This window comes from Halomonas sp. A3H3 (genome assembly GCF_000982975.1).
Lineage (GTDB): Bacteria > Pseudomonadota > Gammaproteobacteria > Pseudomonadales > Halomonadaceae > Vreelandella > Vreelandella titanicae.
In genome coordinates this window covers 2,098,432-2,125,311 of record NZ_HG423343.1, presented here as the reverse complement: position 1 = coordinate 2,125,311, position 26,880 = coordinate 2,098,432, and the positions used below count along the sequence as shown (strand labels likewise).

The 26,880-nt window shown below is 55.6% G+C and carries 27 protein-coding genes; 21 read left to right on the top strand and 6 right to left on the bottom strand.

Annotated elements, in window-relative coordinates; all coding sequences use genetic code 11:
- Window positions 1-39 precede the first annotated feature (39 nt).
- The 7 genes from HALA3H3_RS09485 to HALA3H3_RS09455 all read left to right on the top strand — a co-directional run bounded on the left by HALA3H3_RS09485 (window position 40) and on the right by HALA3H3_RS09455 (window position 5,685).
- Window positions 40-330 (top strand): exodeoxyribonuclease VII small subunit, encoded by a 291-nt coding sequence (locus HALA3H3_RS09485; RefSeq protein ID WP_022521324.1) that lies wholly within the window; start codon window positions 40-42, stop codon window positions 328-330.
- A complete protein-coding gene (ispA, locus tag HALA3H3_RS09480; RefSeq protein WP_009286173.1) occupies window positions 324-1,217 on the top strand; it encodes a (2E,6E)-farnesyl diphosphate synthase in 894 nt (297 codons plus the stop codon). Before HALA3H3_RS09485 ends, ispA begins: the two co-directional genes overlap by 7 nt.
- Before the next feature lie 2 nt (window positions 1,218-1,219).
- Window positions 1,220-3,145 carry a 1-deoxy-D-xylulose-5-phosphate synthase gene (gene dxs, locus HALA3H3_RS09475; protein ID WP_022521323.1) on the top strand — a complete coding sequence of 642 codons (1,926 nt, stop codon included), beginning with the start codon at window positions 1,220-1,222 and terminating at the stop codon, window positions 3,143-3,145.
- Window positions 3,146-3,177: 32 nt separating this feature from the next.
- Window positions 3,178-3,939: a co-chaperone DjlA gene (djlA, locus tag HALA3H3_RS09470; protein ID WP_022521322.1), complete on the top strand. Its 762-nt coding sequence runs from the start codon at window positions 3,178-3,180 to the stop codon at window positions 3,937-3,939.
- Window positions 3,940-4,035: 96 nt separating this feature from the next.
- Entirely contained in the window at window positions 4,036-4,479 is a 444-nt protein-coding gene (locus HALA3H3_RS09465) for an antitoxin Xre/MbcA/ParS toxin-binding domain-containing protein (protein WP_022521321.1), read from the top strand.
- Window positions 4,479-4,955, top strand: a complete 477-nt coding sequence (locus HALA3H3_RS09460; RefSeq protein ID WP_022521320.1) for an RES family NAD+ phosphorylase — start codon at window positions 4,479-4,481, stop codon at window positions 4,953-4,955. Before HALA3H3_RS09465 ends, HALA3H3_RS09460 begins: the two co-directional genes overlap by 1 nt.
- Before the next feature lie 106 nt (window positions 4,956-5,061).
- A complete protein-coding gene (locus HALA3H3_RS09455) occupies window positions 5,062-5,685 on the top strand; it encodes a glutathione S-transferase family protein (protein WP_022521319.1) in 624 nt (207 codons plus the stop codon).
- A gap of 72 nt (window positions 5,686-5,757) precedes the next feature.
- Here HALA3H3_RS09455 and cheZ read toward each other — a convergent pair whose 3' ends face one another.
- From cheZ to ribA, 3 genes are all read right to left on the bottom strand, one after another.
- Entirely contained in the window at window positions 5,758-6,444 is a 687-nt protein-coding gene (gene cheZ / locus HALA3H3_RS09450; RefSeq protein WP_022521318.1) for a protein phosphatase CheZ, read from the bottom strand.
- 281 nt (window positions 6,445-6,725) lie between these two features.
- Window positions 6,726-7,445, bottom strand: coding sequence for a PAQR family membrane homeostasis protein TrhA (trhA, locus tag HALA3H3_RS09445; protein ID WP_022521317.1), 720 nt, complete (start codon window positions 7,443-7,445; stop codon window positions 6,726-6,728).
- 36 nt (window positions 7,446-7,481) lie between these two features.
- Window positions 7,482-8,117, bottom strand: coding sequence for a GTP cyclohydrolase II (ribA, locus tag HALA3H3_RS09440; RefSeq protein ID WP_009286177.1), 636 nt, complete (start codon window positions 8,115-8,117; stop codon window positions 7,482-7,484).
- A 276-nt stretch (window positions 8,118-8,393) separates the two neighbouring features.
- Here ribA and hemE point away from each other — a divergent pair, with 276 nt between their 5' ends.
- The 7 genes from hemE to HALA3H3_RS09405 all read left to right on the top strand — a co-directional run bounded on the left by hemE (window position 8,394) and on the right by HALA3H3_RS09405 (window position 15,514).
- Complete coding sequence (gene hemE / locus HALA3H3_RS09435) at window positions 8,394-9,506, top strand: uroporphyrinogen decarboxylase (RefSeq protein ID WP_022521316.1); 1,113 nt, start codon at window positions 8,394-8,396, stop codon at window positions 9,504-9,506.
- Window positions 9,506-10,372, top strand: a complete 867-nt coding sequence (speE, locus tag HALA3H3_RS09430) for a polyamine aminopropyltransferase (RefSeq protein ID WP_022521315.1) — start codon at window positions 9,506-9,508, stop codon at window positions 10,370-10,372. The genes hemE and speE overlap by 1 nt, the downstream gene beginning before the upstream one ends.
- Window positions 10,373-10,640: 268 nt before the next feature.
- Window positions 10,641-11,666: an amino acid ABC transporter substrate-binding protein gene (locus HALA3H3_RS09425; RefSeq protein WP_009286180.1), complete on the top strand. Its 1,026-nt coding sequence runs from the start codon at window positions 10,641-10,643 to the stop codon at window positions 11,664-11,666.
- 114 nt (window positions 11,667-11,780) lie between these two features.
- A complete protein-coding gene (locus tag HALA3H3_RS09420) occupies window positions 11,781-12,971 on the top strand; it encodes an amino acid ABC transporter permease (protein WP_022521314.1) in 1,191 nt (396 codons plus the stop codon).
- Window positions 12,972-12,986: 15 nt separating this feature from the next.
- Window positions 12,987-14,087 (top strand): amino acid ABC transporter permease, encoded by a 1,101-nt coding sequence (locus HALA3H3_RS09415; protein WP_009286182.1) that lies wholly within the window; start codon window positions 12,987-12,989, stop codon window positions 14,085-14,087.
- Between the two features lie 54 nt (window positions 14,088-14,141).
- The gene (locus HALA3H3_RS09410) at window positions 14,142-14,918 is read left to right on the top strand and encodes an amino acid ABC transporter ATP-binding protein (protein ID WP_022521313.1); all 777 of its coding nucleotides are present in this window, start codon (window positions 14,142-14,144) and stop codon (window positions 14,916-14,918) included.
- Between the two features lie 203 nt (window positions 14,919-15,121).
- Entirely contained in the window at window positions 15,122-15,514 is a 393-nt protein-coding gene (locus HALA3H3_RS09405; RefSeq protein WP_022521312.1) for a RidA family protein, read from the top strand.
- 19 nt (window positions 15,515-15,533) lie between these two features.
- On the opposite strand, the gene HALA3H3_RS09400 is transcribed toward HALA3H3_RS09405, so the two are convergent.
- On the bottom strand, window positions 15,534-16,997 hold the full coding sequence (locus tag HALA3H3_RS09400; RefSeq protein WP_022521311.1) for a sensor domain-containing diguanylate cyclase: 1,464 nt from the start codon (window positions 16,995-16,997) through the stop codon (window positions 15,534-15,536).
- 50 nt (window positions 16,998-17,047) lie between these two features.
- Window positions 17,048-17,647: a histidine phosphatase family protein gene (locus HALA3H3_RS09395; protein WP_022521310.1), complete on the bottom strand. Its 600-nt coding sequence runs from the start codon at window positions 17,645-17,647 to the stop codon at window positions 17,048-17,050.
- Window positions 17,648-17,820: 173 nt separating this feature from the next.
- Here HALA3H3_RS09395 and phnD point away from each other — a divergent pair, with 173 nt between their 5' ends.
- The 7 genes from phnD (at window position 17,821) to HALA3H3_RS09360 (ending at window position 25,907) form a co-directional block, all read left to right on the top strand.
- Window positions 17,821-18,813 carry a phosphate/phosphite/phosphonate ABC transporter substrate-binding protein gene (phnD, locus tag HALA3H3_RS09390; RefSeq protein WP_022521309.1) on the top strand — a complete coding sequence of 331 codons (993 nt, stop codon included), beginning with the start codon at window positions 17,821-17,823 and terminating at the stop codon, window positions 18,811-18,813.
- A 56-nt stretch (window positions 18,814-18,869) separates the two neighbouring features.
- Complete coding sequence (phnC, locus tag HALA3H3_RS09385; protein WP_022521308.1) at window positions 18,870-19,667, top strand: phosphonate ABC transporter ATP-binding protein; 798 nt, start codon at window positions 18,870-18,872, stop codon at window positions 19,665-19,667.
- Window positions 19,654-20,466: a phosphonate ABC transporter, permease protein PhnE gene (phnE, locus tag HALA3H3_RS09380; protein WP_022521307.1), complete on the top strand. Its 813-nt coding sequence runs from the start codon at window positions 19,654-19,656 to the stop codon at window positions 20,464-20,466. The genes phnC and phnE (HALA3H3_RS09380) overlap by 14 nt, the downstream gene beginning before the upstream one ends.
- On the top strand, window positions 20,460-21,269 hold the full coding sequence (gene phnE, locus HALA3H3_RS09375; protein WP_022521306.1) for a phosphonate ABC transporter, permease protein PhnE: 810 nt from the start codon (window positions 20,460-20,462) through the stop codon (window positions 21,267-21,269). The genes phnE (HALA3H3_RS09380) and phnE (HALA3H3_RS09375) overlap by 7 nt, the downstream gene beginning before the upstream one ends.
- 92 nt (window positions 21,270-21,361) lie before the next feature.
- Window positions 21,362-21,790 carry a host attachment protein gene (locus tag HALA3H3_RS09370; RefSeq protein WP_022521305.1) on the top strand — a complete coding sequence of 143 codons (429 nt, stop codon included), beginning with the start codon at window positions 21,362-21,364 and terminating at the stop codon, window positions 21,788-21,790.
- A 125-nt stretch (window positions 21,791-21,915) separates the two neighbouring features.
- Complete coding sequence (locus tag HALA3H3_RS09365; RefSeq protein WP_022521304.1) at window positions 21,916-23,787, top strand: methyl-accepting chemotaxis protein; 1,872 nt, start codon at window positions 21,916-21,918, stop codon at window positions 23,785-23,787.
- Between the two features lie 11 nt (window positions 23,788-23,798).
- Window positions 23,799-25,907, top strand: coding sequence for a methyl-accepting chemotaxis protein (locus HALA3H3_RS09360; RefSeq protein WP_009286186.1), 2,109 nt, complete (start codon window positions 23,799-23,801; stop codon window positions 25,905-25,907).
- 4 nt (window positions 25,908-25,911) lie between these two features.
- Here the strand turns inward: HALA3H3_RS09360 and HALA3H3_RS09355 are convergent, their stop codons facing one another.
- Window positions 25,912-26,838: a LysR family transcriptional regulator gene (locus tag HALA3H3_RS09355; protein WP_009286188.1), complete on the bottom strand. Its 927-nt coding sequence runs from the start codon at window positions 26,836-26,838 to the stop codon at window positions 25,912-25,914.
- Window positions 26,839-26,880: the final 42 nt, after the last annotated feature.

The following is a 26,880-nucleotide window of genomic DNA, read 5'->3' as shown; positions in this document are numbered from 1 at the left end:
GCTTATTTAAAAAACATACCGGTTTACAGGCACCCCCCAATGAGTGACACGACATCACCCCCACAGGACTTTGCCGCGACGGTTGAGCAACTCGAAACCATCGTTGAACGTCTCGAGTCAGGCGAGCTCTCATTGGAAGATGCACTGACCGCGTTCGAACAGGGCGTGCGGCTGACCCGCGATGCCCAGCAGCGCCTGGATAGCGCCGAACTCAAGGTGCGGGCGCTGAGTGAAGATAGCGAAGGACGTTTAAACGTAACGCCCTTTACTGGCCCCGACGACCCTAAGGATGCGGCCGAGGATGAGAGCAAGGAGACGCCCCCATGGTAGCCATGCAGCCTAGCCAGCTTGCCACCCTGCGTCAGACCAGCAATGCCCGCGTAGATGCCACCCTAGCGGCGCTGTTTGATAACCGCCCAGCGGTAGCGCCACGCCTCGAGGCGGCAATGCGCCATGGCCTGCTGGCCGGCGGCAAACGCCTGCGACCGCTACTGGTGTATATGGCTGGTCAGGCACTCGGTGCTAAAGACGATGCTCTGGATGCCCCCGCCGCGGCCATTGAGCTAATCCACGCTTACTCGTTGATCCATGATGATCTTCCAGCCATGGATGACGACGACCTGCGTCGTGGTCAGCCCACGGTGCATAAAGCCTTTGATGAAGCGAGTGCGATTCTGGCCGGAGACGCCCTGCAGGCGCTGGCCTTCGAAGTGTTGGCCAGCAATGCGCACCCCCGGCTGAGCCATTTGGTGCACACCCTGGCCTCCGCCTCTGGCCGTGATGGCATGGTGGCAGGGCAGGCGCTGGATTTAGACGCCGTCGGTGATCACCCGGATGTCGATGCCCTGGCCCATATGCACGCCCATAAAACCGGCGCACTGATTGTCGCCGCCGTGCGCTTGGGCGGCCTGGTAGCCGTCGACGATGATGACCCTCGCTTAGACGCGCTTACTCGCTACGCCCGCGCCATTGGTCTAGCCTTTCAGATTCACGACGACATCCTGGATGTGACCGGCGATACCGTTACCCTAGGCAAAACGTCAGGCGCCGATGCCGCACGCGCCAAGCCCACCTACCCCAGCCTGCTGGGGTTAGCGGGTGCTCAACGCAAAGCGCACAGCCTGATTGACGAGGCCATTGCCGCACTCGCCCCATTAGGCGAGCGTGCTGCACCGCTGGCCGACTTAGCCCACTACATGATCGAGCGCGACCACTAAAGATGCCCATGAAGCTGTTCGACGAAATCCCCCGCGAGCGCCCAACGACGCCGCTGCTCGACTCCTTTGACCACCCCGCCGCGCTGCGGGCCATGAATGCCTCCCAGCTCGCCCAACTGGCCGACGAGCTACGCGCCTACCTGCTCTATAGCGTGGGTGTTTCCGGCGGTCACTTTGGCGCTGGGCTCGGCGTGGTCGAGCTGAGCGTTGCCCTGCACCATGTCTACCAAACGCCCCACGACCGACTAGTGTGGGACGTGGGCCATCAGGCCTACCCGCACAAGATTCTCACCGGCCGCCGCGAGGCCATGCTAAGTATTCGCCAGCACGGCGGTCTGGCAGCATTTCCACGCCGCGCCGAGTCCGAGTACGACACCTTTGGCGTCGGCCACTCCAGCACGTCGATTTCGGCGGCATTGGGTATGGCACTGGCAGCGAAGGCACAGGGCGATAAGCGTCACGTGTGCGCGATTATTGGCGACGGCGCATTGACCGCCGGCATGGCCTTTGAAGCCCTCGCCCACGCTGGCCACGTGAATGCCAATCTATTGGTAGTGCTCAACGACAACGAGATGTCAATCTCCGAGAACGTCGGCGGCATGGCGACCTACCTAGCCCGGGTGCTCTCCAGCAAGCCCTACCTGAAAATACGCGAAGAGAGTAAAAAAGTGCTTTCGCACCTGCCCGGCGCCCTGGAACTTGCCCGGCGCACTGAAGGGCATATGAAAGGCATGGTCAGCCCCGCCACGCTATTTGAAGAGATGGGTTTTAACTACGTAGGCCCCATTGATGGCCATGACCTAGACGCGTTAACCCATACAATCGAAAACCTGCGCGACCTCGACGGCCCGCAGTTTCTGCATATCAAAACGGTGAAAGGCAAAGGCTTTCTGCCCGCCGAAGCGGATCAGATTGGCTACCACGCTATTACTAAGCTGGAAAAACCCGAAACGCTAGCCAACGCGACGACAGTCAAGAAACCGGTGGTTACCCCGCCACCCGCGAAGAAAAAATACTGCAATGTGTTCGGCGAATGGCTGTGCGATATGGCAGCAAGCGACAAGCGCCTGATGGGCATTACCCCCGCCATGCGCGAAGGCTCCGACCTGATTCGCTTTTCAAAAGAGTACCCTCAGCGCTATTTCGATGTGGCGATTGCTGAGCAGCATGCGGTAACGCTCGCGGCGGGTATGGCCTGCGAAGGCATGAAACCCGTGGTGGCGATTTACTCCACCTTTCTGCAGCGCGGCTACGACCAGTTGATTCATGACGTTGCCGTGCAGAACCTGGACGTCACTTTCGCCATTGATCGCGCGGGCCTGGTGGGCGAAGACGGCCCCACGCACCACGGCAGCATGGATCTCTCCTTTCTGCGCTGTGTGCCCGGCATGGTGGTTCTGGCCCCGGCGGATGAAGCCGAGTGCCGCGCCATGCTCAGTGCCGCCTATCACCACCCTGGTCCTGCTGCTGTGCGCTACCCCCGTGGCACCGGCCCAGGTGCGGAAATTCCCGCGCATCTTGAGCCACTCGCCATTGGCAAAGCGGAAGTGCGCCGCCATGCCGACAACGATGGTGTGCGTATTGCGCTGCTCGCCTTTGGCAGCCTCAACAGCGCCGCAGCGGAAGTCGCCGAACGACTCAACGCAACCCACATCAATATGCGCTCCATCAAACCGCTGGATCGCGATGCGGTGCTGCACGCAGCCGACGAGCACGAACTATTGGTGACACTGGAAGAAAATGTGGTTGCCGGTGGCGCAGGTAGCGCCGTGAATGAGCTGCTCCACGCCGAAGGCGTTCAGGTGGAAGTGCTCAATCTCGGCCTGCCGGACGCCTTTGTAGAGCACGGCACTCCCGCGCAGCTGCTTGCCGACTGTCAACTGGATATCGAAGGCATTGAGCAGGCTATTCGCGCTCGACTGCCATAAGCCATTATTTTTTAAATTACTTTGAGACTAATATGCTATTTCTAATTATTATTTTCGCCTTGATTGGCCTTGCGTTTGGAGGCCCGGTAGGGCTGCTGATTGGCGGTGGCCTGGGCTGGTGGCTAGGCAAGCGCCTTAGCCGCCGCCTGAATATCGCGCGGATGCGCATCCAGGAAGGCTTTTTGGAGTCGATTTTCTCGGTGATGGGCTGCTTATGCCAAGCCGACGGTAAAGTGACCGACGGCGAGTTGGACGTTGCCGAAAAGCTGTTTGATCAAATGCACCTCCAGGGCGAACAGCGCGCCAAGGCTCGCGCCGCCTTCGAGCGTGGCCGCGCCGATGACTTTGATCTGGAGGCGGAGCTGGCCAACGTTAACCGCCTCACTCAGCGCCAGCCGGTTCTGCGCCAGGTATTTATCCAGGTTCAGCTCACGGCTATCGCTGCTGATGGCGTGCTTCACCCCGCCGAGCACGAGATGATTTTGCGCGTTGCGCGCGGTGTAGGCTGCAGCGACGCCGAAGTTCAGCAGATCGAAGCGATGCTGCACGGCGCCGCCGCGAACTCTCAGGGCGCCAGCGAAGAGGCTCTCAAAGACGCTTACCGCGTATTGGGGGTTTCTGATGACGCCAGCGATGCTGAAATCAAAAAAGCCTACCGCCGTCTGATGAGCCAAAACCACCCGGATAAACTGGCCGGCAAAGGCCTGCCCGAGAGCATGCGTGATATCGCACAGGCACGCACCAGCGAAATCGGCAATGCCTACGAGCGGATCCGCGAGGCGAGGGAGGGATAAAGAGAAAGGATGCTCAGAAAGCGCTGAAAACATTTTGATGGAAAGCCATCATCAAAATGATGCATACTTCTATAGCGTTCAGCGAAGGAGGTACTTATGGAAGCGCTCGAACATTATTCCAATAGCCAGCAAGCTGTTAGTGGCGTTAGCGTATCGGTTAATGTGCTGACGGATAAGATCGCCTTTATTCACGCGGTGCGCGTCGGTGTCCCAGGCAGCGTGGTAAAACAAGCGATTCAGGCAATGGGCAATAATCGTGAACTGTTTGTCAGACTGCTGGAAACCACGCCAGGCAATTTGCATCGCTTCTACCATCGCAAAGCTCTAAGCCGCACCGACAGCGAAGAGGTGCTGGATGTGTTGCGCGTGCTTTACCATGCTCAAACTGTTTTTGGCGATACCGCTAAAGCCCATGAGTGGCTAAATACGCCGATTCCTGCGCTGGCGGGCGAGACGCCTTTGAATCTTTTTGATACTTTCGAAGGTCGCCAGTTAGTGAGGGAAGCGCTGCGTAAAATTGAGTTCGGTGAATTTAGCTAATGAAGCTATACCGCATCGCTCCCGAACGCTATATGAATAATTTAAGCGGCCTTGGCGCCAGCTACCGGGATGGCGCAAGATGGAACGCTCCAGGCAGCCCTGTCGTCTATTTCGGCACCTCTGCAAGCGTAGCGATGCTGGAACTCGGTAATTATCTGCCCTCTCCCCGCTTGCTACCCGCCAACTACCGGTTAGGTATTTTCGAGCTCCCCGACGATACCGGTAGGGACATCTGGCCCCAGCACCAGTTACCCGACGATTGGCACCACTACCCCTACCCTGAAAGCACTCAAAAACTAGGCACTGCATGGCTGCAGCGTTGCGATACGCTGATGCTGCTAGTTCCCAGCTGTGCTGTACCCGGGGCAATGGAGAATATTGCCGTCATTAACCCTCTCCACCCCACCATTACCGATATTCACTTAATAGAAACTCGCCAAGACATTTATAACCAGCGCTTATTCAGGGGCATTTAAGCTTAATTCTATAGGTTGCAGTGCAGCCTGTTAGGCCTCTACTACATTTAGAAAAAAACCGTCGCAAAGACAACAACGAGAAGATTAAGGGTACTAAGGAGCCGTAATGATCACGCTATACACATTCCCCCACTCCCGCTCGCTACGAGCAGCGTGGACACTTGAAGAGTTAGGCCTAGAGTATCAGTGCCAGCATGTGGCGCTGGATAAAGGCGAGGGGCAAACAGCCGCGCATTTGGCGCGTCACCCGGATGGCAAGGTGCCAGTTCTTGAAGATGGAGAAGTATCGCTATTTGAATCAGTGCCGATTTGCCGTTATCTAGCGGAGCAATATGGCGACGGCACCCTCCTACCCAGCAGCCCTGCCGCTCGCGCTCAGGTCGACCAGTGGCTCAGCTTTATCGTCACCGAAATGGAGCAGCCACTGTGGAATCAAGCCAAGCATAAGTTTGCCCTGCCCACAGATAAACGCGTTCCCGCTATTTTGCCGGTCTGCGCATGGGAGTTTCAGCGTGCGCTAAGCGCGCTGGAGCGCCGCTACAACGGGCAAGAAAACTTGGTGGGTAACACCTTTACCCTTGCGGATCTGTTTTTAACCCATACTTTATCGTGGGCGGTCAGCATGAAGCACCGCTTACCCGAACCGCTATTGGCCTATCGCGAACGCCATATTCAGCGCGCCGCGATGGCTAGAGCAATCGAAAAAGAGCAGGCAGCAGCAGAGAGTTAATCAACATCTAAACGCTTTAAAAACCGTTGCTGGCAGTATGTGGCAACGGTTTTTTAACTAGTCGGGCGTTGCTTAAAAGCCAAGGTCATCAAGCAAATCGTCTACTTGATCCTGCCCTGCCACCACATCCGTCTTATTTTGGTTCACCTGCGGCCCGTTACGAAGCTTGGCATGTTCATCGCGGTCATCTTCCATCTTAACGCCGTCGGTGACGTGAGGAACATTATCGACCAGCACCTGAACAAGCTGCTCTTCGATGAGCTTGATGACTTCCATCATTTTCTTAATCACCTGACCGGTGAGATCCTGAAAGTCTTGGGCCATCATGATTTCAAGCAGCTCTTTTTGAGTAGCCCCGGTTGCGGTGGGAAGCTTACTGCTCAAAAAGTTCTGTGTATCCTCGACGAGCTTAGCATCACCTTCTACTGCCGCGAGCTTAGCTGCCGCCGCCTGCCAGCGCTCATTAAGCGCAGCGCCTTCTTCTTCAAGGCTGTCTTGCACCGGTTGAGCGCGCTCAACGGCATTCAATGCCCGCTCTGCGGCCTGCTCCGTCATTGAGGCAACGTAGTTGAGCCGGTCATTAGCATCCGGTATTGCCTGCGCCGCCTGGCTAATCTGCTGATCTAGGCCCAGCTCTTTCATGCTGTCCCGCAGTAGGCGCGTTAAGTGGCCTATGCGATGCACCATCTCATCAGTACTGTCTTTTTTGCCCAGTACCGACGGCATCGTCGTGTCGTGGGCGTTGTTAACAGTGCTCATGACAATCCTCTTGTTGGAAAAGCTTATTGAATGTCGTTTTGGGTGTGGCAATAGACATCATTATACGAACCCACTGTGTTTTTTCAGGATGCACGGCGTTAAATACACCAAGGTCTGCATCTAAACCTGATACTACTGTCGGCTCAACATCCTAAAACTTAAGTTTAACGTTTAGTCTACAGTGGGAAACTGCGAGTTACAGGTATTTTTAACCCCTTAAAAACCATCTAATTTACAGGCGGGTTCAAGCAGGCAATGATTCGAAGTCGAGCGATTAACCATTAAGCAGCTGAAACGTGCGGTAGAACGGCGCTATAAACAGCAAAGTAGTGACAGATGCTGCCAGCCACTACAAATAGATGCCAAATCGCATGGTTGTAGGGGATCGCACGCACGGCGTAGAAGATCACCCCTAGCGTGTAGGTAATTCCTCCCGCGGCCAGTAGGGCAATGCCGGTCGTTGAAAGACTCGCCGCCATCTCTCCTGATGCCAGCACGATCATCCAGCCCATGAGCAGATAAATCGCCACACGTAATATCGAAAAACGTTGAGGCCATAGCAGTATGCAGGCAATGCCCACCAACGCCAGCGACCACACGGCGGCAAACAAAACCCAGCCTGTAGTGCCGCGCATATTGACGAGTAAAAAGGGCGTGTAAGTACCTGCGATGAGTAAATAAATCGCGCAGTGATCAAGTAACTGAAAGCGCTGCTTCCAGCGCCGATGAGGGATGCCGTGGTAAAGGGTAGAGGCGGTATAAAGCAGGACTAGCGTGGTGCCGTACAGGCTCAGGCTGACAATTTTCCACGGGTCGACATGGGCGGCGTAACTCGCCGCAACCAACAGTACTACCATTCCCACCAAACTGAGCACAGCACCGATACCGTGGGTGATACTGTGCAGCCACTCTTCGAATACACTGAATTCGCCCTGCTCTTCGGGAAGGTTTTCACGCTGCTGTTTATACTGCTTGTACTGCTCCTTACTGACGGCGTTCATCCTGGAGCGCTCCTCGCATGCCATCCCCCACTCGTATCACCCCTTGCGCTCAATATCCACATCGCTGGCGTGAGTGAAGTCATCCAGGGCCATCATATGGCCAAGCTTGCCCGCTTTGGTTGAGAGATACTGCTCGTTATGAGGGTTCAGGCCGGTGGTGATCGACAAACGTTCGACGACATTCACGCCGTCGCGGGTGAGGGCATCCACCTTGCGCGGATTGTTGGTCATCAGCCTTAACGCTGTGATGCCCAAATGGTTAAGCATCGGCACGCACAGATCATAGCGGCGCATGTCGGCGCCAAAACCGAGCTGCTCGTTGGCCTCGACCGTATCAGCACCTTGATCTTGCAGGTGGTAGGCACGAATTTTGTTTAACAGGCCTATTCCCCGCCCCTCTTGGCGCAGGTAAAACAGCACGCCGCGGCCCTCTTCAGCGATGCGTTTTAGCGCTTCCTGGAGCTGATAGCCACAGTCGCAGCGCATGGAGAAGAGAGCGTCACCGGTCAAACACTCGGAGTGCACCCGCCCCAACACCGGCTCGCCGCCGGTCACATCACCCAACGTTAAGGCGATATGATCCTTGCCGGTAGCCTCATCTTCGAAGCCATGCATAGTAAACGTTGCCCAGGGCGTGGGCAGCCGGGAAGCGGCAATGAAGCGAATGGTCACAGGTTACCTCGCTGATTGACCAAACCAGTTAACCACACCAGTGTTGGCAAAGTGGGTCAGTATTCTAACAGGAAGCGGCGCCCGCCTCACGCTGACAAGGCGACTAAATAATGGAGAAAAATTGGCCGGGTGCGACGATTTTTGCCATCGAGTACGCCGCCCTAACACCTATCTTCAAGTACAATTGCCCTCATACGATCCCCAAAACGGTTTCAAGTACGCTCCCAAGTACGGTTTCCAATACGATGCGGGCAAATTTCCTAAGAGCAAGTGTCTATGACCACTACACCTTTGCAAAATGATCGCTTTCTTCGCGCACTAGCGCGCCAGCCCGTCGACCGCACCCCGGTGTGGATGATGCGTCAAGCGGGCCGCTACCTGCCGGAATACCGCGCCAGCCGGGCCGATGCGGGCAGTTTTATGGATCTGTGCCGCAACCATGACCTGGCCTGCGAAGTCACCCTACAGCCCTTGGAGCGTTACCCGCTGGATGCAGCCATTCTGTTTTCAGATATTCTGACCATTCCAGATGCCATGGGCCTGGGGCTCTATTTTGAAACCGGCGAAGGCCCAAAATTCCGCAAAACCGTGCGTACACAGGAAGAAGTCGCCGCTCTAAGCGTGCCCGACACCGAGCGCGACCTGGATTACGTGATGCGTGCGGTGTCGACCATTCGTCGTGAGCTGAACGGCCGCATGCCGCTGATCGGCTTCTCAGGCAGCCCCTGGACGCTGGCGACTTACATGGTGGAGGGCGGCTCCAGCAAGGACTTCCGCCATCTGAAAACCATGCTTTACGATACCCCGGATACCATGCACCAGTTGCTGGATACGCTGGCGCATGCGGTAACTGACTACCTGAACGCCCAAATTCGCGCGGGAGCCCAGGCGGTGCAGATTTTTGATACCTGGGGTGGCGCACTCTCTACCCCTGCGTACCTTGAGTTCTCGCTGCGCTACATGGAGCAGATCGTTTCGGGACTGATCCGCGAACACGACGGCCGCCGCGTACCGGTGATTCTCTTCACCAAAAACGGCGGCCAGTGGCTTGAGCATATCGCCTGCGCCGGTGCCGATGCATTGGGTATCGACTGGTCTACCGAGCTTTCCGATGCCCGTGCCCGGGTTGGTCACAAAGTGGCGCTACAGGGCAATCTTGATCCCAACGTTCTGTTTGCCCGCCCCTCGGCTATCCGCGCTGAAGTAGCCCGCGTGTTGGAAAGCTACGGCCATGGCCCTGGCCACGTGTTTAACCTGGGCCACGGAATCAGCCAGTTTACCAACCCCGACAACGTCACTGCCTTTATGGAGGCGCTGCACGAATTAAGCCCACAGTATCACCGCGATATTCCAACGCACACAAATGCACAGCACTCAGGAGCCAATTGATGAGCGATTTACGCGACGACCAATGGTTTACCGAAGTCTTTGATAGCCACGGCAGCGCTTTCTCACTGAAGATCTCTGAAAAACTGCTGGATGTACAGAGCCAATACCAGCATCTAGAGGTCTACGCCACCGAGACCTACGGCAACCTAATGGTGCTGGACGGCTGCGTGATGCTGACTGATCGCGATAACTTCCTCTACCATGAGATGATTGCGCATCCGGCGCTGTTTACCCACCAAGATCCCAAACGTGTGGTGATCATCGGCGGTGGCGACTGCGGCACCTTAAAAGAGGTGCTGCGCCACCCGAGTGTCGAGAAAGTTACCCAAATTGACATCGACGAAGAGGTCACCAAGGCCTCTGAGCGCTTCTTCCCGTCGTTGGTAGCGTCGAATAACGACCCCCGCGCTGAACTGCTGTTCGCCGACGGCGTCAAGTGGGTGGACGATGCACCTGATGAGAGCATCGATGTGCTGATTATCGACTCCACCGACCCGGTTGGGCCCGCTGAAGGGCTGTTTAAAACCGATTTTCTCAAGCGCTGCCACCGTATTTTGAAAAGCGGCGGCGTAATGGTGCAGCAGAGCGAATCACCGCTTTACCACAGTGGCTCGATCATCCGAGAGCTGCGCAACGACATGTTGAAAGCCGGTTTTGACAGCGTTGCCACGCTGCCCTTCCCGCAGCCGGTATATCCTTCAGGCTGGTGGAGCGTAACATTGGCGGGTAAAGCCACCGACGTGAATACGTTCCGCGAGCAGGCAGCCACCAACCACGACTTACCGCTTGAATACTATAGCGTTGACGCCCATCGCGGTGCGCTCGCCCTCCCGCCGTTTATGCGCAAGGCATTCGCAGCCGAGTAAACCACGCCTAATAACTGCCTTTGTGTTACCGCCCACCTCAGCTTGCCCTATAACGGTGCAATGCGAGGTGGGCAGTAACCTTTTTGCACCTAGACCTTCGTCTCGAATTCGTTGAGTAGCGTTGAAAAGCGCTGAATTAACGCCTGTACCCTTGTTGGCATCTTCCTTGCTAGGTTTAGTGACATGCTACGGCATGCATAACTATTTCAACTACTGGTTTCAATAACTGATTTCAATAGCTGATTCCAATAACTTCGAGGGAAACTAGATGTTCAATAAAAAACACTTAGCGCTTCTGGCGTCCGCTGGCTCACTTAGCCTGGCGGGAATGGCAACTGCTCAAGCCGACACCCTGGAAGATACCATTGAGCGTGGTGCCGTTCAGTGTGGTGTGAGCGATGGTTTGCCGGGCTTCTCAGCTCCGGACGACGACGGTAACTGGCAAGGTATCGACGTTGATGTATGCCGCGCTGTAGCGGCAGCGGTACTCGGCGACTCAGAAGCCGTCAACTATATTTCACTCAACGCCGTGGAGCGCTTCACCGCCCTGCAATCAGGTGAAGTCGACGTTCTATCACGTAATACCACTTGGACCACTACCCGCGATACTACTCTGGGCCTGAACTTCACCGGGGTTACTTTTTACGACGGCCAGGGCTTCATGGTATCCCGTGACCTGGGTATTACCGGTGCAGACGAGCTAGACGGCGCCTCCATCTGCATTCAGTCTGGCACCACTACCGAGCTGAACCTGGCTGACTACTTCCGTGCTAACGACATGGAATTCAACCCGATCGTATTTGATACCTCTGAGCAAACCGTGGGTGGCTATCAGGCCGGCCGCTGTGACGTGCTAACCTCCGATACCTCTCAGCTAGCGGCGCTACGTATTCAGCTAGACGATCCTTCAGCCTCGATGATCCTGTCTGACGTTATCTCCAAAGAGCCACTAGGCCCTGTGGTTCGTCAGGGTGACGATCTTTGGTTCAACATTGTGAAATGGTCGCTGTTCGCCATGATTAACGCCGAAGAGTACGGCGTCACCAGTGAAAACGCTGAAGAAATGCTTAACTCTGAAGACCCCAACATCGCTCGCTTGCTAGGCCAAGACGGCAACTACGGTGAAGGCATGAACCTAGAAGCAGATTGGGCCTACAACATTATTAGCCAAGTGGGTAACTACGCTGAAAGCTTCGACCGCAACGTGGGCATGGGCTCGCCGCTGGAAATTGAGCGCGGTGTTAACGCCCTATGGACAGACGGCGGCTTCCAGTACGCTCCCCCGATTCGCTAAGCGTCTCGCTTGACCCCGGCCCGCCACCCTCTTCACAGGTATCTGTTTAAAGGACCTGTTTCAAGGTCGTGGCGGGCCATTTGATTGACCTTCCGTGTAGCGGAGACGCCATCCATGTCTGTAAGACCTAACGTTCGCCCCGCTGGCCACAAGCCGCCGTTTTGGCGAGACCGCGCTAAGCGCGCACTTATTTTTCAGCTTATATTGGTCGCCGTTGTCGCGGCTTTCCTGATCTATATTATCGGCAATACCCAAGCCAACCTGAATGCTCGCGGCATTACCACTGGCTTTGGCTTCCTGGGCAACACAGCCGGCTTTGGTATTGGTCAAAGCTTAATCGAGTACTCCTCCCAAAGTACCTACGGCCGCACTTTTGTGATTGGCTTGCTCAATACGCTGCTAGTCGGTGGATTGGGGGTGTTAGCTGCCTCGATTATTGGTTTTATCGTCGGTATCGCGCGGCTATCGCCCAACTGGTTGATCGCTCGGCTAGCCAATGCGTATATCGAAACGTTTCGTAATATCCCCCTGCTGCTGCAAATTTTCTTCTGGTACTTTGCTGTACTGCGGACGTTACCCAGCGCTAGAGAGAGCATGGCCTTTGGTGAAGCCATTTTCCTGAACGTACGCGGGCTGTACCTGCCTCAGCCTCTGTTCGAGTCAGGATTTGGTCTTATCCCAGCCACCTTCGTGGTGGCTATTATTGCCAGCATCGCACTGGTCATGTGGAACAAGCGCCGTCACGAAGCCACCGGCAAGCGCCTACCGGTTTTCTGGATGTCGCTGGTGATTATCTTTGGCCTACCACTGCTGGTACTGGTCGCTACAGGTGTACCGGTGACCTGGGAGATGCCGGTACTGCGCGGCTTTAACTTCGGCGGTGGTATTACCATTATCCCTGAATTTTTGGCCCTGTGGCTGGCGCTGTCTATCTATACCGCGTCCTTCATTGCGGAGATTGTGCGCTCGGGCATCCAAGCCATCCCCCATGGCCAAACGGAAGCCGCCCAGGCATTGAGCTTGCCGCGCAAGCTAGTGCTGCGCCTAATCATCATTCCCCAGGCTATGCGCGTCATTATTCCGCCACTCACCAGCCAATACCTCAACCTGATTAAAAACTCGTCACTGGCCACCGCCATCGGCTACCCCGACCTGGTATCGGTTTTTGCCGGCACCACGCTCAACCAGACCGGTCAGGCAATCGAAGTCATTGCCATGACCATGGCGGTTTATCTGATCATCAGCTTGCTGGTGTCCATGTTCATGAACTGGTTCAACGCTCGCGTTGCGCTGGTCGAACGCTAGGCCGGAGGCGACCCCATGATTCACAATAAAGAAACCATACCTCAGCGCCCGGCTCCTAAAGGCACCATTGGGCCGGTTGCCTGGCTACGAGGCAATCTGTTCAACGGCCCTATCAATAGCATCTTCACGCTACTGGGCCTGTACGTGCTCTATCTACTCGTGGTGCCAACAGTTCAGTGGGCATTTATTGATGCCAACTGGGTGGGCGACAGCCGCGAAGACTGCACACGGGTGGGCGCCTGCTGGGTATTCGTTAACGCACGCTTTTCCCAGTTTATGTACGGCCTCTACCCGAGTGAGGAGTATTGGCGCGCCAATATCGTGTTTGCCATGTTCGCGGGCATTATTGCCTGGATGGTCATTCCGCGCCTGCCGTTTAAGCGCTGGATGACACTGTTTGCGCTGCTGATCTTCCCGGTGATCGCCTACGTGCTGCTACACGGCGGCTACTTTGATCTACCGCGTGTCTCCACCCACCGCTGGGGCGGTTTGATGCTGACGCTGCTACTGGCTAGCGTGGGGATGATTGGCGCACTGCCTATTGGCATTGTATTAGCCCTTGGGCGACGCTCGAACATGCCCATCGTCAAAACCTTCTGCGTGATTTTTATCGAGTTTTGGCGCGGTGTGCCGCTAATCACCATTCTGTTTATGGCCTCGGTGATGCTGCCGCTGTTCCTGCCGTCTGAACTTAACGTGGATCGCCTTATACGTGCGCTAATCGGCCTGACGCTGTTCCAAAGTGCCTATATGGCCGAGGTTATTCGCGGTGGTTTGCAGGCGATTCCCAAAGGGCAAGATGAGGCCGCCGCGGCACTGGGGATGACGTATTGGAAGCGCATGGGGCTAATCGTGATGCCTCAGGCACTGAAAATGATGATTCCTGGCATCGTCAATACGTTTATCTCACTGTTTAAAGACACCACCCTGGTCATGATCATCGGGCTGTTTGACCTGTTGGGCATTGTGCAAGCGGCGCTTTCCGACTCGCGCTGGCTGGGCTTCTCGGTAGAGGGCTATGTATTTGCCGCGTTCGTGTTCTGGATATTCTGTTTCAGCATGTCGCGCTACAGCCAGTACTTGGAGCGCAAGCTAAACACCGGCCATAAGCACTAGTTCGAGTTTAAATACGAGCGCCGCATCTCATTACGTTTTAAGTAGGATTTCAACATGACACAAGCAGCCACCAACACCTCTGACACCAGTGCTTCTGACCTGATGGTCGAGATGCACAACGTTAACAAGTGGTACGGCGATTTTCACGTACTGCGGGATATCTACCTTGAGGTAAAACGCGGCGAACGTATCGTGGTTTGCGGCCCATCAGGTTCGGGTAAATCAACGCTAATTCGCTGCATTAACCACCTTGAAGAGCACCAAAAGGGTGAAATTGTGGTGGGCGGTCTACCGCTGACCCAAGACGTCAAACGCATTGAGCAGATTCGTCGTAGCGTCGGCATGGTGTTTCAGCACTTCAATCTGTTCCCGCATTTATCAGTGCTGGAAAACTGCTGTATTGCGCCAATGTGGGTACAAAAGAAGCCCCGCAAAGAGGCCGAAGCGCTAGCCATGGAGTACCTAGAACGGGTGCGCATTGCCGAGCAGGCAACTAAGTACCCGGGGCAACTCTCGGGCGGCCAGCAGCAGCGCGTAGCGATTGCCCGCTCGCTGTGCATGCACCCCGACGTGATGCTGTTTGACGAGCCCACCTCCGCCCTAGACCCCGAGATGATCAAAGAGGTGCTGGACGTTATGGTGGAACTGGCGGAAGAAGGCATGACCATGATCTGCGTGACCCACGAAATGGGCTTCGCCAAAACCGTCGCCGACCGGGTGATCTTTATGGATCAGGGGCAAATCATTGAAGAGAACGCGCCTGAGCCGTTCTTCAACAACCCGCAGTCTGAACGTACCCAGCTGTTCTTAAGCCAGATTCTGGGGCATTAATACACAGCCCCAGCGACAAAGCAGCTGTGGATAAGTTCGTCATCATGGGCCTCACTTGAGGCCCATGATAGTTAACAGACTTTAAAAAACAGCATGTCATCGCGAGCGTAGCGCGGCGATCTTGAAGTTATCTTGCCACTACAAACAAGATTGCTTCGTCGCTCCGCTCCTCGCAACGACATCATTCAAAAAAGGATAAAAGCATGATTGAAAAGCTGTTTATCGACCGCGCCCCGCAACCGATTGCGCCTTTTTCCCACGCCTGCCGCGTAGGTGATCTGGTCTTTATCACTGGCCAGATGCCGACGGTGCCAGAGACCAACGAGATGCTTTTGGGCACCTTCACCGAACAGACTCATCGGGTAATGCAGAACCTGGCGATTGTGCTGGAAGAAGTCGGAAGTGCCTTCGAATATGTGGTGCAGTCTCGGGTGTTCATTACCAATATGGGCCACTTCGACGAAGTGAATAAGGTCTACGCCAGTTACTTTCCCCAGCCTCTACCCACCCGCACCTGTATCGGGGTAACCGGCTTGGCTGGAGGCGCTGATGTGGAAGTCGATATGATTGCCTGGATTCCACCGTCGCAGCAATAAACCTCATCAGTCGTCGTCATCACGGCTGCCAGTGAGCCACAACGCGATTTCGCCCCGCCTCTTTGGCGGCATAGAGCGCTTGGTCGGCCTGGGCAACGGCTACTGCCTGACTGTGGTCTAAATCACTGGTGAGCGCCAGAGGTGCAATCCCCACGCTGACGGTGAGTGTCACCATCATCGGCACTTGCGAATCACCCGCCGTCAGGTAAAACGGTTGCTGGGCTACTCGTTGGCGAATACGCTCACCCAGCTGGACTACCTGTTGGTGCGATAAATCACCCGCCGTAACAGCAAACTCTTCACCGCCGAACCTTGCCAGACAATCCTCGGGCCGCAGGGCCTCGTGTACTCGCTTTGCCATCTCCACCAGCAGCGTATCCCCCGCGGGGTGACCGTAGCGATCATTGATATGTTTGAAGTAATCAATATCAATCATCAGCAAATAATAGGCTGCCGCTTCAGCTTGCTCATTGAGTTGTGCTAAGTGATTAGCCAAGCCACGTCGGTTGCGTGTGCCGGTCAAGGCGTCAAACTCCGCCGCCGCCCAGGCCTGCTCTTCGCTTTTTTTACGTTGACTAATATCGATGACTAGGCCGCCGATACGCGCTAAATAGCCATCATCGGAGTAGTAGCTTTCCATCACCAGCTCATGCCAACGCCATTGCCCGGATGCGACCCTGAGCTGAACATCAATGCGGCATTGGGTTTGCAGCCGCTGTTGGCACTCGCGGATCAAACCAAACACCCGTAAGCGGTCAGTGGGCATGGCGTGAGCCAGTAAGCGGCGCAATGGGAGCCTTGCATAATCACCAGGATAACCCAGCGAAAGCAGCAACGCCGAAGAGCACCAGGTGGCGCCACTGCGAGTATTAATCTCCCAGGTGCCGCAGGCAGCGACCTGCTGCAGCAAATCAACCTGCCGTTGCCTGCGGGTAAGCTGCTGACGATAAATAGCCGAAGCGATCAGTTCAGCGCCGATCACTAGCGCCTGCAACCCCGCTCCCTCCCAGTCAACTTCACGCTCACAGTCATCGAAGCCCAAAGTGCCCCACCACTGACCATCCACCATAATCGGAACGGTCACCATCGATAAAATCGACTGGCTTTCCAAATTGTCGCGCAGCGACCCCAAATCCACCTGCGAGGTAATACAGGTGTGCGAGTCACCACGCTCCCGACGATTGACCATTTCCTCATACTCGGGATCGTCGATCAGCGTGGTAAAAAAGCGAAAGCGTTTTTGCGTTCGCTCACGATAGTGCGATGAAGATGCCCACTCAAAAACAAAATCCTGCAAGACACCGTTTGGGTTGCGCTCTATGGTTTGAAATATCCACACCCGATTGACACCCGACGCTTCCCCTAGCGCCGCCAATAGCTGATCGACGCCCTCACTCCAAAAGTGCGCGTCGATGAGCGCGCGGCTGCCCACAGCAAGGGCATTCAGCAGGCTCGGCGCATCCGGCGAAAAAGGAGCAGGCATAGCAGGTTCTCTTTACTTTTCTTAGAGACTACCACACAGCTTTTAGTGGATTACACGCCATGCCCATAAAGAGTAATGCTAGCGGGTGCTAACGGGGTTTGCTCACGGTGGGACGTCAGCGGTTTCCCGGCCAGGGCAGTCAGCAGAATTTGCAGCGGATCACCGTGACTGACGAGCAGAATGACTTCCCCGCTTACCTGTTGTTCCCAATCACCGATCACCGACTGCATACGGCTTGCCACTCGGCTCAACGCTTCTACTCCATGGTGCTGGTGTTCAGCATCCTCGGCATCTAACGCCCATACACTGGGATAGAGCTCGTCCCCCAACCCCTCTAGTTCGCCAAAATTTCGTTCCCGCAAGCGCGTATCCACGCTGGGTACCAACTCGAACCTGGCCGCCACATGGGCAGCGGTTTGGGTGGTACGCAAAAAGTCTGAATGCACCACGCGGGTCGGCACAGGCCACTGCCAGTCGGCAACGAGCTGGGCAAGCTGTTGCTCACCATGCTCGGAGAGACCAAAGTTTTCCACCCCGCGCCCCGGCGAGCTGACAATCACCCTCTGTTGATTAGCCTGACTATGGCCGTGGCGCATGAATAAATAGCGGTTGCGCCAATGGTCGGAGAGCGGCTGTAAAGTATTTGACATAAGTTTGTCACAAACCCTAGATTGAAGGTGTCTACTTTCGAAAATAACCATCCTTGACGCGGAATGTCCACTTACGAAACAGTTTCCGCTTTCAATAGTGGCAAAACGCAGCCAAGGAAATACAGCCTGACCCATAGCAAGAACACAACAATAACGCACAAACGAGGCTCACCATGACAACTTCGCTCTTCCGCCAGCGCCCGCTTGCGATACTTATCGCTACATCCCTACTACCGCTCACCCTGCTCTCTACCCATGCCTTCGCGGAGTGCGAACGTGGCGCCCTGGATACCATCTATTGTGATGAAGATGGCGATATGGTGGCGGATCGCCCTGCCGATGAGGCTGAGTGGGTCAATCCAGACACGCTGATTTTTGCTTATACCCCCGTAGAGGATCCGGCTATCTATTCGGATATCTGGCAGCCGTTTATCGATCACTTGGCCGAGGTTACCGAACGGGATGTGCGTTTCTTCGCCGTACAGTCAAACGCTGCCCAAGTTGAAGCCATGCGCAGCGGTCGGCTGCATATCGCTGGTTTTTCCACTGGCCCTACGCCGTTTGCGGTGAATTTGGCCGGTGCCGTGCCGTTTGCCTTGATGGGCTCTGATGACGGCCAATTCGGTTACACCCTGCAGTTATTTACTCATGTCGACTCTGATATCCACGAGGTTGAGGATCTCAAAGGCAAACGCGTTGCCCATACCTCACCCACCTCAAACTCGGGCAATTTAGCCCCTCGTGCGCTGCTGCCGGAACTCGGCATCACTCCCGATGAGGATTACGAAGTGGTCTATTCGGGTAGCCACGACCAATCCATGCTGGGCGTGGTGGCCAAGGATTACGATGCGGCCCCCGTGGCCTCAGAAGTCGTCGAGCGGATGGCAGCACGCGGTCTTTACGATGAAGAAGACGTGCGCCTGATCTACGAATCCGACCGTTTCCCCACTACCTCCTATAACTACGCGCACAACTTGCATCCCGACCTGGTCGAGAAAATAGAGGAAGCCTTTTTTAGCTTTGATTTTGTCGGCACCGAACTTGGTGAAGAGTTTGAGGGCGTCGAGAAATTCATACCCATCAACTACCAAGACAACTGGCAGGTAATTCGTACCATCCAAGCGGCCAATAACGTGAGCTATACGCCAGAAAACCTGGAAGAGTAAACGTAGCGCACCGCCGCCGGCGGTGCGGTTATTGTCTCGACGATGGAAGCGGACACATGCTGGAAATTACCAATCTGGTCAAACGTTATGGCCACGATGAAGCCGTGCTGAAAGGGCTTGACCTCAAGGTAGAGGGAAACAGCGTTGTTTCTATCGTAGGCGCCTCGGGTGCGGGTAAAAGCACCATGCTGAGATGTATCAATCGCCTGGTCGAGCCAACCTCCGGCTCGATCAAACTCAACGGCAATGAGCTGGTGAACCTGAAAGGCGCCGAGCTGCGCCGTGCTCGCCGCAAGATCGGTATGGTGTTCCAAGGCTTTAACCTACTGGATCGCTTGACCGTGATGGAGAACGTGTTGGCCGGACGGTTGGGTTACGTCAATCTCTATCAAGCAATATCCCGCCGCTACCCTCAGGCCGATATTGAGCGTGCGTTTGTGCTGATGGAGCGGGTGGGAATCGCTCATTACGCCAACAAGCGCGCTGATGAGCTATCCGGTGGCGAGCGCCAGCGGGTAGGCGTCGTGCGAGCCCTGATGCAAGAGCCTGATGTTCTGCTGGCGGACGAACCAACTGCCTCGCTCGACCCACGCACCTCCGAGCAGATCATGATACTGCTGCAAAGCCTGGCCAGTGAGCTCTCGCTGCCAGTACTCATCAATATCCACAACGTCGCACAGGCCAAAACCTATACCGAGCGGATTGTGGGTCTACGCCACGGCAAGATGATCTTTGATGGGTTGCCTGCCGATTTCAACAAAGACGCGTTAGACGCCATCTACGGAGGCATTGAAGCGCCGGACGACGCGATTACCGATACGCCAGCGGAGGAGCCCTCACATGACTCCGCCTGAGGCCCCTTCAACGGCGCCCCGCACCTGGCGAAAGCCGCCGTTCATTGCCAACCCGTTGCTACGCTATGGGTTAATCGTGGTTGCCGTGGTTTATCTGGTCTGGGCGTTCGGCTCGCTGCCGTTCAACTGGGCACGGATCTCTGAAGGGTTGCCCCGCGCGGCACGCATATTTAGCGGCGGCTTCCCACCCAGCCTAGAGCGCTACGAGCTGCTGCTAACAGGCTTTAAAGAGAGCTTTCAAATCGCCATTCTGGCGACGCTATTGGGGGTTTTACTCTCTATTCCCTTTGCCGTGATGGCGGCACGTAATATCGCCCCAATGCCTATCTATGTGATTGGCCGGTCGGTGATTATCGTATCGCGCAGCTTTCATCCGGTAATTGTTGCCATCCTGTTTGTCGCTGCCGTTGGATTTGGCCCACTCGCAGGTATTCTGACTCTGACACTCTACTCCATCGGCTTTGTGGGCAAGTTGCTCGCCGAAGAGATCGAGGAGATTGATTGGGGCCAAGTAGAGGCGATGAAAGCCGCCGGCGCTGGCTATGTGGCCATTCTGTTTTATGCGGTCTTTCCGCAAATTCTGCCACGCCAGGTAGGGCTATCCATGTACCAATTGGATAGTAACTTGCGCGCATCAGCGGTGGTCGGAATCGTTGGGGCAGGCGGAATTGGCGGCACCCTGATGAATGCCTTTGGGCGTTACGACTACGATTTCGCCTTTGCGATTCTGCTCATTATCATCGCGGTCATTTTGCTCAGTGAAGGTGTCAGCGGCTGGGTAAGGAAAAAAATATGGTAGATCACGCACAGCAGCTTGCCGATCGTATTTGGCAACGCTATGACCGCAAACAGCGCCTGATTCGTTACGCCGTTCTGCTAGCTACCTTGATGTTAGTGGTTTGGGCGGTGCGCGATATTGATATTTTCTGGCCCTGGGTGTGGGATGCGCCCAACCAAATCTCCGGGCTTGGCGCACGCATGTGGCCACCCAGTGCGGCGGGGCTCAATGGCATTATCGCAGCGCTGATCGAGACCGTGCATATCGCTACGCTGGCTACCTTTCTGACGATTTTCCTGGCGCTCCCGGTGGCCTACATCGCCGCCCAGAATACTACCCCCAACCGCGCCTGTTTGTGGTTTGGTCGCTTCATTCTGGTCTCAAGCCGTTCGGTGAACACCATCATCTGGGCGCTGCTGTTCGTGGCCATTTTTGGCCCTGGGGTATTAGCGGGCATACTCGCCATCATGTTTCGCTCGATTGGCTTTATCGGCAAGCTGATGGGCGAAGCAATAGAGGAGATTGACCGGCGCCCCGTAGAGGCCATGGAAGCCACCGGGGCCTCCAAGGCCAAAGTGGTCGCCTATGCAATCGTGCCTCAGGTCATGCCCGCGTTTTTTGCCATCGTCATCCTCCGCTGGGATATCAATATCCGCGAATCGACGGTACTTGGGTTGGTGGGCGCCGGGGGTATCGGCGTTATCCTCCAGGGCGCAATTGACACCTTTGCCTGGCCTACCGTGGCGACCATTTTGATTGCCATTATTGTGCTGGTACTGATTGGTGAAGCCGTCACCAGCTTGCTGCGTAGCAAGGTGCTGTAACCCACGTTGCTTAAGCCGAGGCAAGCGTTTGACCTAACGCCAAACGCTTGCCATGGTTAGATGACCATCAACGACATGGAGTATGCACAGCGATGACAACCTATATCGTGGTAGCCGACGCCGCTCGCGCACGCATTTTTACCCGAGATGCCTTAACGTTGGCAGAGCAAGAAAGCATGGTTCACGCTGAAGGACGTCTACACGAAGGTGACTTGGTCACCGACGGTCGAGGCGATGTGCATGAGTCGATGTCCACTACCTCTCGCTCGGCTGGCGAAGAGGGAACGGCTACTAAGCACGAAAACGAGTTGTTTGCGAAAGAGGTCGCTCAGCGACTTTATAGTGCTCGAGTAGGCAACAGTATGAAGAAGCTCATTATGGTGGCGCCACCTAAATTTTTAGGGCTTTTACGCGATAAACTCGATGCCCCTACCCAAAAGCTGGTGATTCATTCCCTATCAAAAGATCTAAGTAAAGCTTCAATGGCCGATATTCAACAAGCAGTTAGTGATTTACGCTAGTAATATCCAAAACTTAAAGACCATGTAAGACTAAAGAAAGGGTCGCTCTCGCCGATAGCCTAGAAGACATTATAAACGGTACCTCCCCCTGAGTACTGACATGCACTTCTACGTCGAGAGCGACCATGCTATCTACCCTCCGAGCACGCATCCTATTGGCTGCATTAGTGGCGATTACCCTCGCCCTGGTGATTAACGGCATTGCCAGTTACACCACCGTAAAGCACCATAATAGCCAGCAAATAACGCGCAATCTTAGCGCCGTGGTTAACGGTAATACGCAAGCTATCAACGAGTGGTTTAACGCACGCTATACCATGCTTTCCAGCATGGATGATGCAGCCAATAGCGATGACCCACTTGCCGCACTTCAACAACTGGCTGGCTCAGGCAGCTTTATGACAGCCTACATTGCTTATCCTTCCACACCAGACGCTATTTTTTCCGATGGATGGCAGCCCCCCAGCGATTACGACCCGCGTCAGCGGCCCTGGTACCAAGGCGCAGCCGAAGCGCAAGAGACCATTATTACGGCACCTTACACGGATGCCCAAACGGGGGGCTTAATCGTTACCTTTGCACGCCCTTTCTACCGTAATGGGCAGCTGGCTGCAGTCATTGGTGCGGATATTACTATCGAGGATGTGATCGAAATTGTTACCGGCATTGCCCCTACGCCGTCCAGTTTCGGCTTTTTAACCACTGAAGACGGTACCCTGATCGCGCATCCTGACGCTGACATGACGCTCGAACCTTCCACACGTTTGAGCGATGAACTGACCAACACCCGGCTTAGCGAAATCGCCCAAGCCGATGAACCCCAATCGCTTTCACTGCAAAACAGCGATACGTTGCTAATGGGCAATAACGTGGGTGGTAGCAGTGGCTGGCAGTTGATTGTGGCACTGGACGAACACGAGGCAACAGCGGGCCTGCGCGCCATCGCCACTACATCGATAGTCACGCTGCTGATTGTGGCCGCAATCACGGCAGTGGTCTTCGGTTTGCTGCTTTCTCTGCTGCTACGCCGCTTGCTGGGAGTTCGTAATGCGATGGATGATATCGCATCGGGAGAGGGCGATTTAACCCGACGCTTGCCCGAAGAGGGTAATGATGAAGTCACTCAAATTGCCAAGGCCTTCAACCGTTTCGTAGGTAAAATGGAGGCCGTATTAATTGATGTACGCACCAGCAGTGAATCTGTTCACCACGCGGCCAATGAGATCGCCATGGGTGGTCAGGACTTATCCCGTCGCACCGATAACGCTGCCGCTAGCCTGCAGCAGACCTCTGCATCGATCGAGGAAATCACCAGCACGGTTCAACACGCGGCTGCATCCGCAAAAGAAGCCAACAAGCTCTCCCAAACCGCCTCAGAGGTAGCCAACGAAGGTGGGAAGGTTGTAGCAAATGTGGTGACCACCATGGAAGACATTACCCACGCTTCGGATAAGATCGGTGAGATTGTCACCTTGATGAACAGCATTTCATTCCAGACCAACCTGCTGGCGCTTAACGCCTCGGTGGAAGCTGCCCGCGCTGGCGAACATGGCCGTGGTTTTGCCGTGGTGGCCGATGAGGTGCGCAAGCTGGCTGGGCGTAGCAGTGATGCCGCCAACGATATTCAACAGCTGATTGAGGACTCTCAAACCAAGGTTAACAATGGCACCACTTTAGTGCGTAATGCGGGATCTACCATGCAAGACATCGTCGCGCATATTACCCGCGTTACCGATGTTTTGGAGGAGATCAATGCGGCCACCAGCGAGCAAAGCGATGGCATCAATCAGGTCAACATTGCCGTCGCAGAACTGGATCGCATGACTCAGGAAAACGCGGCCATGGTGGAAGAGTCCACGACCGCCGCCGAGCAGCTAAAAGAACAGGCCGATCATCTGGCAGGCACTATCAGTAGTTTTAAGCTGTCTCACGCCGCGGCACCTGCCCTGCAAGTGCAGTACCAAGCACATGACAACCGCCGCCATCACATTACTTAAGGGGTAACGCTATGCATTTTCGTTCGTTACGCTCTTTTGTCGTCGCACTTGCGGGCCCTTGCTTGCTCGCGATTGTGGCTGCGCTAGTCATCTATAACTTGGTCGCCGCGGCCCGCACCCAGCAAACGGTGAATGAGCATACCGGCGCATTGATGGAAAGTGCATTGAATGCGCGCTTGGATGCCATTGCCGAAGCAGAGGGCGGGCGTATTCAGCGCGAACTCAACAATGCCATGACTATCGCCAATCAATTGGCGACTACTAATGCTTTGATGGGTATGGAGGATGAAGAGGGGCGCCGCTCGCTTTACCTGAACCGCCGCGAACTATCTAACTTAGTGCGCCAAACTGTGGCCGACAACCCGACACTGCTGGATGCATTTATCGGCTGGGAGCCCAATGCGTTTGGTGACGACGCACGATATGCAGGAGATGAGCGCTATGGCCATGACGGTAGCGGTCGCTTTATGCCCTGGTGGTACCGCACCGAGGATGAAACGCTAGAAGTGCTGCCGCTGGGAGATACCATGGAGAGTGAAGAACGCCTTCCCAGCGGCGTTCGGGAAGGCGAATACTATCTTTGCCCTCGTGAAACCCTAGTTCCCTGCATTATCGATCCGGCGGCTTATGACTATGGCGGCGAGACGCAACTGGTCACTTCGTTTAACGCCCCCATTTTGGTGGATGGCGAGTTTCGTGGCGTTGCGGGGGTAGACCTCTCCCTTAACTTTATCCAAACCCTGCTAAGCGATGCCAACCAAGCGCTATACGAAGGCGCTGGGCGCATGGCTCTCGTCGCGGGAAGTGGGGGGCTAGTCGCCGACACGGCAGGCGTAGAGAGTCTGGGCTCGCCTGCCAGTGACTCCCTTAGCAGTACAATTCTCGCGGGCATCCGAGAGGCATCAGAGCAAGGTAGCCTGCAAAGCAGCGTTAACGATGGTCTACTGCAGCGCTATCAGCCTATTACCATTGGCGATACTCGCCTCCCCTGGGTGTTGGTACTCCAGCTCCCTGAAGACGTAGCGCTTGCGGAGTTAGGCGAGCTGCAAGCAGTTCTCAGCGAGCAGCGCCAGCAAAATACGCTGGGCATGACGGTAGTAGGGCTACTTCTGGCAGCATTGGGGGTGGCAGCGCTATGGTGGATTGGCGGGCGAATCGCACGGCCTCTTAAGCGGCTTGCAAGCCGCATGGCAGAGATTGCTTCAGGCCATGGTGACCTTACCCAACGTCTACCGGTGCATGGGCGAGATGAAAGTGCCGCGGTAGCTGAGCAGTTCAATGCCTTTGCAGAAAAAATTCAGGTTATTCTGCTGGATGTGCGCCGTAGTAGTGAAGCCGTCAACCACGCGGCTAATGAAATTACTCAAGGTGGCCACGACCTCTCACGGCGCACTGAACAGGCCGCTGCCAGCCTGCAGCAAACCTCCTCTGCGATGGAAGAAATCAGCAGCACCGTTAGCCATACCACTCACGCCTCGCAAGAAGCCAGTGGGCTTTCACAAACCGCCTCGCAGTTAGCCTCGCGTACCGACAGCGCGTTTGAGCAAGTCGTGGCAACGATGGATGATATTCGCTCCAATTCCGATGAAATTCAGGCCATCGTGACCGTCATCGACGGCATCGCCTTTCAGACTAACCTGCTTGCCCTGAATGCTTCTGTGGAAGCCGCCCGGGCTGGCGAACACGGTCGTGGGTTTGCCGTGGTCGCCGACGAAGTTCGCAAATTAGCCTCTCGCAGTAGCGAAGCCGCCAAGGATATCCGCCAGCGTATTAATACTTCGGCTGGCAAGGTTGAAAGCGGTACCCAAATGGTTCGAGATGCGGAGTCGGCAATGCACGAATTAGCAGAAAGCGTCACGCGGGTAACGCAAATGTTGGGAGATATCAGTACGGCCGCTCGAGAACAAAGCGAGGGCATTAGCCAGGTGAGCATTGCCGTCACCGACCTAGACCAAATGACCCAGCAAAACGCCGCGCTTGTGGAGGAGTCGACGACCGCCGCTGAACAGCTAAACGATCAGGCGGATAGGCTCGCTGCGCTGGTAGGCGGCTTTACACTTGAGCCAAAAAACGCCCCTAGCAACCATCAGTTGCCTGCTCCCGAATTGACTGAGCGATAAACGCTTAAGGAATCGGCGGCAGCGCAATATCGTCGCTGCGCTTGGCCCCAGCGGTCATTTCACGGCACAGGCGCAGAAATTCGCGCACGCCGGTGGTGAGGTATTTGTGCCGATGCCAGATAAACGTAAACTGACGCTTTAGATCCAACTCCGGCGTAGGCAGCGGCACCAAGCTGCCGCGCCGGAAGGCATCTCGCAGTGCCAGGCGCGAGACACAGCCAATCCCCAGCCCTGACTCCACGGCACGCTTAATACCTTCCGTATGCTCTAGCTCTAGCAGGGTGTTAAACCGGCTGCGGCGGTGGCGCGCGGCATGCTCCAGAGTCATGCGGGTGCCAGAGCCCTCTTCGCGCATAATCCAGTCCTCACGCAGCAGCTGTTCAAGTTCAAGGTGCTCGCGGCCTGCCAGTGGGTGTCGCGGCGAGCAAAACACGCACAGCTCATCTTCCACCCAGGGTTGGCTGATGATCATGTCATCGTCGCACTGCCCCTCGATCAAGCCTAAATCCAGCGAGTGCTGGCGCACGCCTTCGATAATATGGCGCGTATTGCGCACTGCCAAGCGCACCCGGCTACCGGGGTGGCGCTGCATAAAATCGCTGATCAGCAGCGTGGCCAGGTAGTTGCCAATGGTCAGCGTAGCCCCTACATCCAGCGACCCAACCCCTTTCTGGCCACGTAGAAGCTCTTCAATCTCTTCGCCGCGATCCAGCAGCGCCACCGCTTTGGGCAACAGCTGAAAACCCAGTGCGTTAAGTTTTAAGCGTTTACCAATCCGATCCAGCAGTTGGCAGTCGAACTGCCGCTCAAGCTCCGCAAGCGCCGTGCTGGTTGCCGACTGAGACATGGCCAGCGCCCGCGCCGCATGGGAGACGCTCTCATGCTGAGCAACCGCCACAAAGACTTCCAACTGCCGCAGGGTGTAGTGCATAGAGTCTGACCTTTATTTGATCTATATCTATTTTTCAGATAA

Bases quoted from the DNA above. Each gene is read 5' to 3' on its own strand.
- HALA3H3_RS09405 (WP_022521312.1), top strand. From the start codon at position 15,122: ATGATTGAAAAGCTGTTTATCGACCGCGCCCCGCAACCGATTGCGCCT.
- HALA3H3_RS09410 (WP_022521313.1), top strand. From the start codon at position 14,142: ATGACACAAGCAGCCACCAACACCTCTGACACCAGTGCTTCTGACCTG.
- phnD (WP_022521309.1), top strand. From the start codon at position 17,821: ATGACAACTTCGCTCTTCCGCCAGCGCCCGCTTGCGATACTTATCGCT.
- HALA3H3_RS09400 (WP_022521311.1), bottom strand. From the start codon at position 16,997: ATGCCTGCTCCTTTTTCGCCGGATGCGCCGAGCCTGCTGAATGCCCTT.
- HALA3H3_RS09415 (WP_009286182.1), top strand. From the start codon at position 12,987: ATGATTCACAATAAAGAAACCATACCTCAGCGCCCGGCTCCTAAAGGC.
- phnE (WP_022521306.1), top strand. From the start codon at position 20,460: ATGGTAGATCACGCACAGCAGCTTGCCGATCGTATTTGGCAACGCTAT.
- HALA3H3_RS09360 (WP_009286186.1), top strand. From the start codon at position 23,799: ATGCATTTTCGTTCGTTACGCTCTTTTGTCGTCGCACTTGCGGGCCCT.
- HALA3H3_RS09485 (WP_022521324.1), top strand. From the start codon at position 40: ATGAGTGACACGACATCACCCCCACAGGACTTTGCCGCGACGGTTGAG.
- cheZ (WP_022521318.1), bottom strand. From the start codon at position 6,444: ATGAGCACTGTTAACAACGCCCACGACACGACGATGCCGTCGGTACTG.
- HALA3H3_RS09465 (WP_022521321.1), top strand. From the start codon at position 4,036: ATGGAAGCGCTCGAACATTATTCCAATAGCCAGCAAGCTGTTAGTGGC.
- ispA (WP_009286173.1), top strand. From the start codon at position 324: ATGGTAGCCATGCAGCCTAGCCAGCTTGCCACCCTGCGTCAGACCAGC.
- HALA3H3_RS09365 (WP_022521304.1), top strand. From the start codon at position 21,916: ATGCTATCTACCCTCCGAGCACGCATCCTATTGGCTGCATTAGTGGCG.
- trhA (WP_022521317.1), bottom strand. From the start codon at position 7,445: ATGAACGCCGTCAGTAAGGAGCAGTACAAGCAGTATAAACAGCAGCGT.
- HALA3H3_RS09420 (WP_022521314.1), top strand. From the start codon at position 11,781: ATGTCTGTAAGACCTAACGTTCGCCCCGCTGGCCACAAGCCGCCGTTT.
- phnC (WP_022521308.1), top strand. From the start codon at position 18,870: ATGCTGGAAATTACCAATCTGGTCAAACGTTATGGCCACGATGAAGCC.
- HALA3H3_RS09355 (WP_009286188.1), bottom strand. From the start codon at position 26,838: ATGCACTACACCCTGCGGCAGTTGGAAGTCTTTGTGGCGGTTGCTCAG.
- HALA3H3_RS09425 (WP_009286180.1), top strand. From the start codon at position 10,641: ATGTTCAATAAAAAACACTTAGCGCTTCTGGCGTCCGCTGGCTCACTT.
- HALA3H3_RS09460 (WP_022521320.1), top strand. From the start codon at position 4,479: ATGAAGCTATACCGCATCGCTCCCGAACGCTATATGAATAATTTAAGC.
- speE (WP_022521315.1), top strand. From the start codon at position 9,506: ATGAGCGATTTACGCGACGACCAATGGTTTACCGAAGTCTTTGATAGC.
- HALA3H3_RS09395 (WP_022521310.1), bottom strand. From the start codon at position 17,647: ATGTCAAATACTTTACAGCCGCTCTCCGACCATTGGCGCAACCGCTAT.
- dxs (WP_022521323.1), top strand. From the start codon at position 1,220: ATGCCCATGAAGCTGTTCGACGAAATCCCCCGCGAGCGCCCAACGACG.
- HALA3H3_RS09370 (WP_022521305.1), top strand. From the start codon at position 21,362: ATGACAACCTATATCGTGGTAGCCGACGCCGCTCGCGCACGCATTTTT.
- hemE (WP_022521316.1), top strand. From the start codon at position 8,394: ATGACCACTACACCTTTGCAAAATGATCGCTTTCTTCGCGCACTAGCG.
- phnE (WP_022521307.1), top strand. From the start codon at position 19,654: ATGACTCCGCCTGAGGCCCCTTCAACGGCGCCCCGCACCTGGCGAAAG.
- HALA3H3_RS09455 (WP_022521319.1), top strand. From the start codon at position 5,062: ATGATCACGCTATACACATTCCCCCACTCCCGCTCGCTACGAGCAGCG.
- djlA (WP_022521322.1), top strand. From the start codon at position 3,178: ATGCTATTTCTAATTATTATTTTCGCCTTGATTGGCCTTGCGTTTGGA.